This is a genomic window from Trabulsiella guamensis ATCC 49490, from assembly GCF_000734965.1.
Classification (GTDB): domain Bacteria; phylum Pseudomonadota; class Gammaproteobacteria; order Enterobacterales; family Enterobacteriaceae; genus Trabulsiella; species Trabulsiella guamensis.
In genome coordinates, this window is the sequence record NZ_JMTB01000077.1 from 36867 (window position 1) to 47661 (window position 10795).

The window sequence follows — 10795 nt, forward strand, 5'->3', positions numbered from 1 at the left end:
TACCTCCTCTGTTAAGATAAATTTGAGTATTGGAGAAGCGCTAATGCTGTCCAGGATGTATCGGAGATAGCCGGTGGAACGTCAGCTTTACGAATATCAGCAGTGTACTCCAGACTGAACATTCATTAGTGTAAGTGCTTACCCACCCTGACGATTTGTGGAGATGAGGATGATTTACCAGGCAAATAGTGCGCGGTATCAGAGTATGGACTACCGCCGCTGCGGGAACAGCGGACTTAAGCTTCCGGCTATCTCTCTTGGGCTTTGGCATAACTTCGGCGATGTGACGCAGGTGGAGAACAGCCGACAGCTGTTGCGCCATGCGTTCGATCTCGGCATCACCCATTTCGATTTAGCAAATAACTATGGTCCACCGCCTGGCTCGGCGGAGAGCAATTTCGGTCGCATCCTGCGCGAAGATTTTCTCCCCTGGCGTGATGAGCTCATCATCTCAACGAAAGCGGGATACACCATGTGGGACGGCCCGTACGGTGACTGGGGCTCGCGTAAGTATCTGATCGCCAGCCTCGATCAGAGTCTGAAACGCATGGGGCTCGACTACGTCGATATCTTTTATCACCACCGCCCGGACCCGGAGACGCCGCTGAAAGAGACCATGCGCGCCCTGGATCATATTGTTCGCCAGGGTAAAGCGTTGTATGTCGGGCTGTCGAACTACCCGGCTGCGCTGGCCCGGGAAGCGATTGAGATCCTCGACGACCTGGGAACGCCCTGTCTGATTCATCAGCCGAAATACTCCATGTTTGAACGCAGAGTGGAGGACGGCCTGTTGGATACCCTGCAGGAAAAAGGCGTCGGCAGCATCGCATTCTCACCACTGGCAGGCGGGCAACTGACCGATCGTTACCTGAACGGTATACCCGCTGACTCGCGCGCGGCCAGCGGCAGTCGCTTTCTTAACCCCGAGCAGATTACGGAAGAGAAATTGCATAAGGTGCGTCAGTTGAATGCCCTGGCGGCACAGCGCGGACAGAAACTCTCGCAAATGGCGCTGGCATGGGTGATGCGCGATGAGAAAATTACCTCCGTACTGATTGGCGCCAGTAAAACTGCACAACTGGATGATGCGGTGGGCATGCTGGCGAACCGACGATTTACCGCAGAAGAACGTGCCGCAATTGAGACAATCCTGAATACGGAGAAGTAGATTTTTCTTTAGCAAAAAATGCTCTCACTGCATGTTTCAGAATGTTGCCGATGATAAGAGGGTTTACCACCTCGTAATATTACGGTAACAGGCCGCGCATGGCCCCGATCGTGAAGGAGAAGAGTATGTTCAGGTCAATGATTCTTGCAGCAGTACTGCTGGCTTCATCAGCACCGCTGATTGCCAGTGCTGGCGAAATCACCCTGGTGCCATCAATAAAATTACAAATTGGCGATCGTGACAATTACGGTAACTACTGGGACGGCGGACGCTGGCGCGACCGGGATTACTGGCATCGTCACTATGAATGGCGTGACAGAGGCTGGTGGAGACATGACAATGGTCTCCATCGCGGCTGGGATAAGCGCAACGCATATGAACGTGGTTATCGCGAAGGCTGGCGTGACCGTGATGACCATCGCGGGCGTGGCCGTGGTCATGGGCATCGCCACTAAGGTAAAAAAAAGCCAGAGTCCGAAGGTAACTGGACTCTGGCAACCGGTCTACTACTGCAATAAAAAAATCAAACAAGAAATCAAACGGTCATTTCTTTCATAATTCTGTTTTTCAGCGAGTAAATGGCGTTTACACTGCTGCCTCCCAGTTTGCTGAAAACATTTGCCCGGTGCGTATAAACCGTTTTCGGCGACATGTTCAGCACTTTCGCAATCTGGTCAACTTTCTGGCCGTTCATCGTTTCACGCAGGATAATTTTCTCTTTCGCCGTCAGGCACACTCGCATCTGGTTTTCCAGCTTCTTGTTGCTCATCAGCACACCCACAGCCCGCATCAGCTCTTTGAGTGAGCTTCTTGAAGTGGTGATAACACTCGCATCACAGATGTACATCAGGTTCGGATTGTTGAGTACCAGCATCAGACGGCACTTTTCGTTAATCCGCATGGTGTAATCAAAGTATTCAGCCGGTGTGTTTCTGTCGATATGGACAATGACCGCATCGTCTTTCTCAAGAGCGTCAATGAAACCTGGCTCATCAATCTTCGCGGGCTGAAGGGTAATGTCGGATTCCTGCGCCAGTTCAACCAGTCCTGAGCGTAAGAAGGCATTTTCGGTCGCGATATAAATGTTTTTCATATTGTCTGTACTGTTTAACGTTAGTGGTCGCTGTCATCAGCCCACGGGTGAAATTTAGTCAGTACAGAATGCCAGCGAGATCACGCCGGACGCAGTGAAATGGTCTTATATAAGAAGATCACAAAATGGTTGTGAAAGGTTTAAGAAATGCCTGGCGCGTGGATTTCACATGGCCAGGCCGACGGAAAGCCAGAGATTTAAGGACCTTCTTACAGTCCGAGTGCGGTGCCTATCAACAGCCAGGCGTTCAATGCGACCACCAACACAACAATAGTCCAGCCTGTGCGTTTCACTAATTCAGAGTTCACTAAATCACCCATTAACGACTTATTACTGGTGAAAATCAGCAACGGAACCAGTGCCAGCGCAATACCAAAACTGAGTAAAACCTGACTCATGACCAGAATACGGGTCGGGTCAAGCCCCATTAAAATCACAATAAATGAAGGGAGCATGGTGACGACACGACGGAACCACAGCGGAATATGGAAACGAATAAATCCCTGCATCACCACCTGCCCTGCCAGAGTCCCCACCACCGTGGAAGAAAGCCCTGCGGCAATAAGGCTCAGACCGAATATTGTCGCTGCCGCGTGGCTGAGCAGTGGCTCCAGCGTCAGATAGGCTTCATCCAGATCGGCAATACCTGTATGGCCGTTAAAATGGAATGCCGCCGCTGCTGTTGCCATCATCGCCAGGTTAACAAAACCGGCGATGGTCATGGCAATCGCGACGTCCCAGCGGGTAGCGTTGTAACGTTCCTGACGCGTACCGCCGTGAAGATGTTGCGTCAGCGAAGAGTGTAAATAGATGACGTGCGGCATGATGGTCGCCCCCAGCACCCCGGCAGCAAGGAATACTGCTTCACTGGTGGGTAATGACGGGATGACCATCCCTTTGGCAAGCTGCGCCAGTCTGGGTTGAGAAAAAATCAGTTCCACGATATACGCTGCGGCGACAAACAACAGCAGACCGCCAATCACTTTCTCCAGCGGTTTCTGGCCGCGTCGTTGCAGCATCAAAATCAGGAAGGTTGCGATACCGGTCAGCACAGCGCCCTGCAAAAGTGAAATACCTAAAATGAGCTTAAATCCAATAGCGGCACCGATAAACTCCGCGAGATCGGTCGCCATCGCGATGATTTCCGCCTGAACCCAGTAAAACCAGACCAACGGACGTGGATAGTGGTCGCGAATTTGTTCAGCGAGGTTTTTCCCGGTGGCAATACCGAGCTTTGCAGACAGCACCTGGATAAGCATGGCCATTAGATTTGCCCATACCACCACCCACAGTAACTGGTAGCCGAAGCTGGCGCCCGCCTGAATGTTGGTCGCAAAGTTACCTGGGTCAATATACCCGATGGCAGCAATGAATGCCGGCCCCATCAGCGCCAGCCTCATTCGGCGCGCTGCACGACCACGACTGTTCTCAACGCGACTGTTTGTCATTTTCTGCCTCTGAAATATAGCCTTTGCTATGTTTCATATTACTAAAATGAGAATGATTATCAAGTTCATTTAGAAAGGTGATAATGATTTCTCTGATAGCTATGAACGATAAGCTGGGCTGAATTTAAATGAGGTGCGGGCAAGGTGTTCTGTCACATGCTACCTTGTTATCAAGATTAGAACAAAAACACAACTTTTAATACATTTACCAAACATAACAAAAATGTATGCCTGATCACTTTTCTCATAGTTTACTCACAGGCTGTTATTATAATGCGGCCTGGATCTCGTTTTCTTTTAGCTTGTTGCATAGAATGTGCACGGAAATTTAACCTGCCTCATATTTGGAGCAAATATGGACCGCGTTTTGCACTTTGTCCTCGCGCTTGTTGTGGTAGCGATTCTTGCGTTGCTGGTCAGCCATGACCGTAAACAGATTCGCATCCGCTACGTTGTGCAATTACTTGTTATTGAAGTTTTACTGGCCTGGTTCTTCCTGAACTCAAATATCGGCCTTGGATTTGTAAAAGGCTTTTCCGAAATGTTTGAAAAACTGCTCGGATTTGCCAATGAAGGGACAAATTTCGTCTTCGGCAAAATGAACGACGAAGGCCTGGCATTCTTCTTCCTGAAAGTCCTGTGCCCGATCGTCTTTATCTCTGCTCTGATTGGTATTTTGCAGCATATCCGTGTTCTGCCGATTGTCATTCGCGCCATCGGGACCGTGCTGTCTAAAGTCAACGGTATGGGGAAACTGGAATCTTTCAACGCGGTCAGCTCCCTGATTCTGGGTCAGTCAGAAAATTTCATTGCCTATAAAGACATTCTCGGCAAGATGTCCCGCAACCGTATGTACACCATGGCGGCGACGGCGATGTCCACCGTGTCGATGTCTATCGTCGGTGCGTACATGACCATGCTGCAGCCAAAATATGTGGTTGCTGCGCTGGTACTTAACATGTTCAGTACCTTTATCGTTCTGTCGCTGGTGAACCCGTACCGCGTGGAAGAGAGTGAAGAGAACCTGCAGATGTCTAATCTGCATGAAGGTCAGAGCTTCTTCGAAATGCTCGGTGAATACATCCTGGCAGGTTTTAAAGTAGCGATTATTGTCGCGGCGATGCTGATTGGCTTTATCGCGCTGATTTCTGGTCTGAACGCCCTGTTCGCGGCAGTACTGGGTATCTCCTTCCAGGGTATCCTTGGCTATATCTTCTACCCGGTTGCCTGGGTAATGGGTGTTCCGGCGAGCGAAGCGCTGCAGGTCGGCAGTATCATGGCGACCAAGCTGGTTTCCAACGAATTCGTGGCAATGATGGATCTGCAGAAAGTAGCTGGCACGCTGTCTCCGCGTGCGGAAGGCATTCTGTCTATCTTCCTCGTTTCCTTCGCTAACTTCTCTTCTATCGGCATCATCGCGGGTGCGATTAAAGGTCTGAACGAAGAACAGGGTAACGTTGTGTCCCGTTTCGGTCTGAAATTGGTCTACGGCTCTACGCTGGTAAGCGTACTGTCTGCTTCTATTGCCGCGCTGGTTCTGTAAGCCGCTGCAATAAAAAAACCGGCATTCGTGCCGGTTTTTTTACGCCAGTAATTCGCTGAGAGGTCGAGGTTTCCCCAACAGATACCCCTGCAGATAATCTACACCAAGCTTCAGCAGCAGCGCTCGCTGCTCTTCGGTTTCGACAAACTCCGCCACTGTTGTCAGGTTTTTCACCTTCGCCATGTCGCAAATCGATTTCACAATCATGCTGTCCATCGAGTCCGTCACGATGTCACGCACAAAGCAGCCATCGATTTTGATGATATCCGCCTGCAGGGTTTTCAATCGTTCATAGTTGGCATAGCCAGTGCCGAAATCGTCAATCGCAATCCGGCAGCCAAAATCATGCAGTTTCTGGATGTTTTTAACACTGGTTTCCGAATTAGAAAAGGCCTGCTCTTCAGTAATTTCGATAGTAATGGCTTGCGCATCCACGCCGTGCTGCTCAAACAGAGCAATGATTTCTGCCGCGCTCTCCTTTTGCATCAGCGTAAAAGGTAACAGATTGACTGAGAAATGCAGACCGGGATGTGCATGCAGCGAGGTAAACAACGTCTCCAGTACCTGCATGTCAAACCGTTTACTCAGGTTGAACTGTGCAATCATCGGAATGAAAAGATCGGGGGTGATGATTTCGCCGTCACAGACCAGACGGGTGAGGATCTCGTGATATCCCCTCCCTTGCGCATCCACGATAGGCTGCGCATAAAGCGCCACACCGTTGCCTTCCAGCGCGCGTTTAATACGATTGAGCAGCAGGACAGGCCCTGTCGTCTGGTCAGAGACCGTCGACTGACTGCTGTCCAGCGCCAGTACGTGCTGCGTATGACAGGCCTCCTCGGACAGCCAGCTCAGTTGCCCCAACGTATGGTGCAAATCTTCGCCCTCCAGCCCGTCCACAATCCCCCAGGCCGCGCCAAACTGCAGCTCCAGACGGGTATTGTTCCAGTAGATGGGGCGGCTGTTGAGAAAATCGACGATATGCGTCAATCGCGACATAGTCTCTGGCCCTTCCAGCACCAGAAATAGCTCGCTCCCCGGTAACTGATACAGTTTTTCTTCCGCACCGAGCAAGGGCTGCAATTCGCTGATAATAGTGCGCTTGCAGTGTACCCGCATCATCATCCCGTAGTGGCGACTGAGAAAATCCAGATTGCCTATTCGCAGGCAACAGATGCTGACTTTCTGATGCAAGGCTAAAAAGTTTTCAAGCGCGCGCAGGTTAGGTAAACCGGTGAGCGGATCCTGCATCGCCTGGCTTTGCCACTTATGCTTCAGCACGTCGCTGCGAAAATAGATTTGCGACATGAACAGAATACAAATCGTAAAAGAGATCAGCACCGAGAGAATAAACGCCAGCGAATACTCAGTATCCACACCGTGCAGGAAATTTTTGTTATAGGCCACCAGCAAGAAGACAGAAACCGCCCACGTCAGATTGAGAAAGGGCCAGCTCAACCGGCTTACGGCAAGGAAATAGAGAATGAAGATCACCGGAACAAGGTAACCGGCAATATAGTCAGACTCGTAGGGCGAGCAAAGGATGATTAACACCAGCGTCAAAGCCAGCGCCCAGTAGAGAGTAAAGAACAGGAGCGGGCGCGTGATGCTGGGCCGTACGTTACGGATCCAGAAGGCCCGTGCATAGCGCGGGTTGAGGATCATACGCATCGGATAATAGAACAGCATGGTGAAAATCAGCACTGAACTGACCAGGCTCTGCACATCAACGATCGTGTAGATCACTGACGAGGATTCAAAATAGCTGGAGACAGTCAGAGGGAAGTCCATATATTCCCCTGACAAATACATTGAGCATTTTATTATCGCTGGCGAAATGAATCCGAACCAGAAAATCCGTACGCCGACGTTTTTGCCCGGCAGACCAAACCGCCAGCGCCGCCCTATCAGCAGGCGGATGCACGCGCTGGTCACAAATACACCGGAGAGCTGACAGGCGATCAATACCACTGACTGGGGATACGGCAGATTCAGCATCCAGTCATTACTCAGCGACAACCCGACGATGAGGGGCAACACCGCATGGCGGCCAAATAACATCATGATTGCCAGCATTACGCTTAGCGGCAACCAGGCAAGATAAATGCTGTTACCGTCGATGATTGCCCGGGGCGAGATAAAACGCGAAAACGGAATAAAAAGCAGGCACAGACCCAGCGCCAGCAGAAACTTTTTAGTGGGGTCGTTCAGAAGGATACGCATGATGATTAACAAATATTCCTGGGCCGTGCGGGATTAGCGGCCCAGATAGTATGTTCATTAATTGCGCGAATCAAGTTTACACGCATGCGAAAAATTCCTGGTTTTTGCGGCTGCCGAAGGAATGAGTGATTTATGTTAAGGCGTCTGAGTAATAAGGATAACAGAAATAGAAAACCCTCGCCTGAGCGAGGGTTCTTAAATTTGGTGGAGCTAAGCGGGATCGAACCGCTGACCTCTTGCATGCCATGCAAGCGCTCTCCCAGCTGAGCTATAGCCCCACGGGGGTTTTACGTACCAAATCTGATGGGAGCAGGATTTGGTGGAGCTAAGCGGGATCGAACCGCTGACCTCTTGCATGCCATGCAAGCGCTCTCCCAGCTGAGCTATAGCCCCGACACGTAAAGCTGTCGTGTTGACGGGCGGCATAATATGAATTCCATTGCCAGGTGTCAACGGCAAAATATCTCCCCCCATTTCAATCGCTGAAAAAGCAGACAAATGAATGACATTGCGAGCCGCTTCGCAGACGGTACGAAAAGCTGTCACATTTTCTATTAAAATGATGCTATAACAGGAACCACTAATTCCCACACTTCCAGTCAGGAAATACTATGCTCAAGGAACGAATGACGCCGGAGGAAATTGCTCATCTGACCGGTTACAGCCGGCAAACCATTAACAAATGGGTGAGAAAGGAAGGTTGGGAAACCTCTCCTCGCCCCGGTGTCCAGGGCGGTAAGGCACGCCTGGTGCATGTTAATGACAGAGTGAGAGAGTTTATCCGCAGCGCGCAAAGAGCAGCTAACGGTGCGGCCACGGTGAATCCCGCCAGCAACAGCTTTGACTCACTTCTACTGACTCTCGCCAAAGAGATGACCGATGCAGAACGTCAGCATCTGACGTCATTGCTGCTGCGCGAGGGTATCTCCGGGTTATTACAACGTCTGGGCATTCGAAGCTAACAACATCTATGAAAATATTACATAGCAAAATGACCACTGAAGAGCTGGCCCAGTGCCTCGGCATCGCAAAGCAGACCGTCAACAGATGGATCCGCGAACAGGGCTGGCAGACAGAAACGATTCCGGGTGTAAAAGGTGGGCGTGCGCGGTTGGTGCATATCGATCATCACGTCAGGGAATATCTGGCGAACACGCCAGCGTTGCGCCGTGGGTCAACACAATATCAGCTTGCTGAGCCAGTGCAGAATTATGTCGTGAAGGATGCCGATCCTGCTCTGCGGCAGGTTGCTGATATTTTACAGGTAATGACTGACGCGGAAAAACAGCGGCTGGTGGTATTGCTGTCACGAGAAGGCATTAGCGGATTTATGGCGCGTCTGGGTATTGCTGACGCCGATGAAGCATCCTCATAACGGCAGGTCTGCCCTGCCGTTATCGTTGCCTGATGCTTACTGCTGGGATTCGCGTTCCGCGATAAAGGCGAGCGCTTTATTGATGCGCTCGATGCTGCGAGTTTTACCGATCGCGTGAACGGTTACGTCCAGTCCGGGCGACTGACCTGCGCCAGTCACTGCCACACGCAGCGGCATACCCACTTTCCCCATTCCGACTTCCAGCTCATCGGCGGTTTCCTGAATCGCATGATGCACATTTTCAGCCGTCCAGTCGGTAATGGCGGACAGTTTGTCACGAACTACTTCTAGTGGCTGGCGTGCAACCGGGCGCAGGTGTTTCTTCGCCGCATCGGCATCAAATTCTGCAAAATCTTCATAGAAGTAACGGCAGCTCGCCGCCATCTCTTTCAGTGTCTTGCAGCGCTCGCCCAGCAGTTTCACCAGCTCAGCCAGTTGCGGACCGTTGCGGGTGTCGATGTTTTCCTGTTCGATATGCCATTGCAGGTGCGTCGCTACATACTCCGGTGCCAGCGTATTAATGTAGTGGTGGTTCAGCCACTGCAGTTTTTCGGTGTTGAACGCACTGGCGGATTTGCTGACCGCCCCCAGGCTGAACAGGTTGATCATCTCTTCACGTGTGAAGATTTCCTGATCGCCACTGGACCAGCCCAGCCGCACCAGATAGTTGAGCAGCGCTTCCGGCAGATAGCCATCATCGCGATACTGCATCACGCTCACAGCGCCATGACGCTTGGAGAGTTTTTTGCCGTCATCGCCGTTGATCATCGAAACGTGCGCGTACATCGGTACTGGCGCATTCAGCGCTTTCAGGATGTTAATCTGACGCGGTGTGTTGTTGATATGATCTTCACCACGGATCACGTGGGTGATTTCCATATCCCAGTCATCAACCACTACGCAGAAGTTGTAGGTCGGGGAACCATCGGTACGGCGGATGATCAGGTCATCCAGCTCAAGGTTACTGAACTCGATGGGACCACGAATCTGATCGTCGAACACCACGGAACCGTCCAGTGGGTTTGCAAACCGCACCACGCAAGGCTCATCATCAGCATGATGTTCATGGTTATGGCGGCAGCGACCGTCGTAACGCGGCTTCTCGCCATTCGCCATCTGCTGTTCGCGCAGTGCTTCAAGACGCTCTTTAGAGCAATAGCATTTATACGCGGTACCCGCTTCCAGCATCTCATCAATTACCGCATTGTAGCGGTCGAAACGTTTGGTCTGGAAATACGGGCCTTCGTCCCATTCCAGGCTCAGCCAGTTCATGCCATCCATAATGGCTTCAATAGCTTCTGGCGTAGAGCGTTCGAGATCGGTATCTTCGATACGCAGCACAAACTCACCGCCATGATGACGTGCAAAAAGCCAGGAATAGAGAGCAGTTCGTGCACCGCCGACGTGCAGATAGCCTGTCGGACTTGGCGCGAAGCGAGTTTTGATTTTCATGAAAAGGCCTTACGTTGGTATAGATGCCGACAACCGGCAAATCCTGGAATAGAGAAACAGGGTGGTATTCTATCACTGTGGTCTGATTCCTCAATGTTGTTCCCGCCCGGACGCTTCGCTTTGGCTTTTTTGTTTATAAATCAGGCCATGCGGAGGGTTCATTGAGAGTTTTGTTTAAATTTACGACGAACGGACAATTTCTTTTGAAAATGCGTTGACTCATTTTCAACTCTCCCTATAATGCGACTCCACACAGCGGGGGTGATTAGCTCAGCTGGGAGAGCACCTCCCTTACAAGGAGGGGGTCGGCGGTTCGATCCCGTCATCACCCACCACTACTTTAAGTAGTCTCCGCCGTGTAGATAAGAATGAGAAGTGGGTGATTAGCTCAGCTGGGAGAGCACCTCCCTTACAAGGAGGGGGTCGGCGGTTCGATCCCGTCATCACCCACCACTTTCTCACCAGCGAATTCTTATCATTGAAGTACCGAAGT

9 protein-coding genes and 4 tRNA genes are annotated in these 10795 nt (G+C 51.2%); 7 read left to right on the forward strand and 6 right to left on the reverse strand.

All coding sequences use genetic code 11. The annotated features are described in order from the left end of the window. Window positions 1-169: 169 nt before the first annotated feature. Window positions 170-1168 (forward strand): L-glyceraldehyde 3-phosphate reductase, encoded by a 999-nt coding sequence (mgrA, locus tag GTGU_RS11270; protein ID WP_038156858.1) that lies wholly within the window; start codon window positions 170-172, stop codon window positions 1166-1168. 125 nt (window positions 1169-1293) lie between these two features. Then, window positions 1294-1623: a DUF2502 domain-containing protein YpeC gene (ypeC, locus tag GTGU_RS11275; protein WP_038156860.1), complete on the forward strand. Its 330-nt coding sequence runs from the start codon at window positions 1294-1296 to the stop codon at window positions 1621-1623. Window positions 1624-1703: 80 nt separating this feature from the next. On the opposite strand, the gene GTGU_RS11280 is transcribed toward ypeC, so the two are convergent. Further along, a complete protein-coding gene (locus tag GTGU_RS11280; RefSeq protein WP_038156863.1) occupies window positions 1704-2261 on the reverse strand; it encodes a helix-turn-helix domain-containing protein in 558 nt (185 codons plus the stop codon). 209 nt (window positions 2262-2470) lie between these two features. Then, window positions 2471-3709, reverse strand: coding sequence for an Nramp family divalent metal transporter (locus GTGU_RS11285; protein WP_038156866.1), 1239 nt, complete (start codon window positions 3707-3709; stop codon window positions 2471-2473). Between the two features lie 355 nt (window positions 3710-4064). Between GTGU_RS11285 and GTGU_RS11290 the strand changes: the two genes are divergently transcribed. After that, window positions 4065-5252 carry a NupC/NupG family nucleoside CNT transporter gene (locus tag GTGU_RS11290; protein ID WP_038156868.1) on the forward strand — a complete coding sequence of 396 codons (1188 nt, stop codon included), beginning with the start codon at window positions 4065-4067 and terminating at the stop codon, window positions 5250-5252. A 39-nt stretch (window positions 5253-5291) separates the two neighbouring features. Here GTGU_RS11290 and GTGU_RS11295 read toward each other — a convergent pair whose 3' ends face one another. The 3 genes from GTGU_RS11295 to GTGU_RS11305 all read right to left on the reverse strand — a co-directional run bounded on the left by GTGU_RS11295 (window position 5292) and on the right by GTGU_RS11305 (window position 7868). Then, window positions 5292-7475: an EAL domain-containing protein gene (locus GTGU_RS11295; RefSeq protein ID WP_038156871.1), complete on the reverse strand. Its 2184-nt coding sequence runs from the start codon at window positions 7473-7475 to the stop codon at window positions 5292-5294. Window positions 7476-7677: 202 nt separating this feature from the next. After that, window positions 7678-7753: transfer RNA gene (locus GTGU_RS11300), tRNA-Ala, on the reverse strand. A 39-nt stretch (window positions 7754-7792) separates the two neighbouring features. Further along, window positions 7793-7868: transfer RNA gene (locus tag GTGU_RS11305), tRNA-Ala, on the reverse strand. Between the two features lie 218 nt (window positions 7869-8086). On the opposite strand from GTGU_RS11305, the gene GTGU_RS11310 reads away from it, so the two are divergent. Together GTGU_RS11310 and GTGU_RS11315 are read left to right on the forward strand one after the other, a co-directional pair. Then, the gene (locus GTGU_RS11310; protein ID WP_038156874.1) at window positions 8087-8437 is read left to right on the forward strand and encodes a YfeC-like transcriptional regulator; all 351 of its coding nucleotides are present in this window, start codon (window positions 8087-8089) and stop codon (window positions 8435-8437) included. Between the two features lie 8 nt (window positions 8438-8445). Next, window positions 8446-8850, forward strand: a complete 405-nt coding sequence (locus GTGU_RS11315) for a YfeC-like transcriptional regulator (RefSeq protein ID WP_038156876.1) — start codon at window positions 8446-8448, stop codon at window positions 8848-8850. 36 nt (window positions 8851-8886) lie between these two features. Here GTGU_RS11315 and gltX read toward each other — a convergent pair whose 3' ends face one another. After that, on the reverse strand, window positions 8887-10302 hold the full coding sequence (gltX, locus tag GTGU_RS11320) for a glutamate--tRNA ligase (protein ID WP_038156878.1): 1416 nt from the start codon (window positions 10300-10302) through the stop codon (window positions 8887-8889). Window positions 10303-10561: 259 nt separating this feature from the next. On the opposite strand from gltX, the gene GTGU_RS11325 reads away from it, so the two are divergent. After that, window positions 10562-10637: transfer RNA gene (locus tag GTGU_RS11325), tRNA-Val, on the forward strand. Window positions 10638-10679: 42 nt separating this feature from the next. Further along, window positions 10680-10755: transfer RNA gene (locus GTGU_RS11330), tRNA-Val, on the forward strand. Window positions 10756-10795: the final 40 nt, after the last annotated feature.

What these genes read in the sequence shown, in the direction of transcription:
- GTGU_RS11310 (WP_038156874.1), top strand. Translation starts at nt 8,087, where the DNA reads ATGCTCAAGGAACGAATGACGCCGGAGGAAATTGCTCATCTGACCGGT.
- ypeC (WP_038156860.1), top strand. Translation starts at nt 1,294, where the DNA reads ATGTTCAGGTCAATGATTCTTGCAGCAGTACTGCTGGCTTCATCAGCA.
- gltX (WP_038156878.1), bottom strand. Translation starts at nt 10,302, where the DNA reads ATGAAAATCAAAACTCGCTTCGCGCCAAGTCCGACAGGCTATCTGCAC.
- GTGU_RS11280 (WP_038156863.1), bottom strand. Translation starts at nt 2,261, where the DNA reads ATGAAAAACATTTATATCGCGACCGAAAATGCCTTCTTACGCTCAGGA.
- GTGU_RS11315 (WP_038156876.1), top strand. Translation starts at nt 8,446, where the DNA reads ATGAAAATATTACATAGCAAAATGACCACTGAAGAGCTGGCCCAGTGC.
- GTGU_RS11285 (WP_038156866.1), bottom strand. Translation starts at nt 3,709, where the DNA reads ATGACAAACAGTCGCGTTGAGAACAGTCGTGGTCGTGCAGCGCGCCGA.
- GTGU_RS11290 (WP_038156868.1), top strand. Translation starts at nt 4,065, where the DNA reads ATGGACCGCGTTTTGCACTTTGTCCTCGCGCTTGTTGTGGTAGCGATT.
- GTGU_RS11295 (WP_038156871.1), bottom strand. Translation starts at nt 7,475, where the DNA reads ATGCGTATCCTTCTGAACGACCCCACTAAAAAGTTTCTGCTGGCGCTG.
- mgrA (WP_038156858.1), top strand. Translation starts at nt 170, where the DNA reads ATGATTTACCAGGCAAATAGTGCGCGGTATCAGAGTATGGACTACCGC.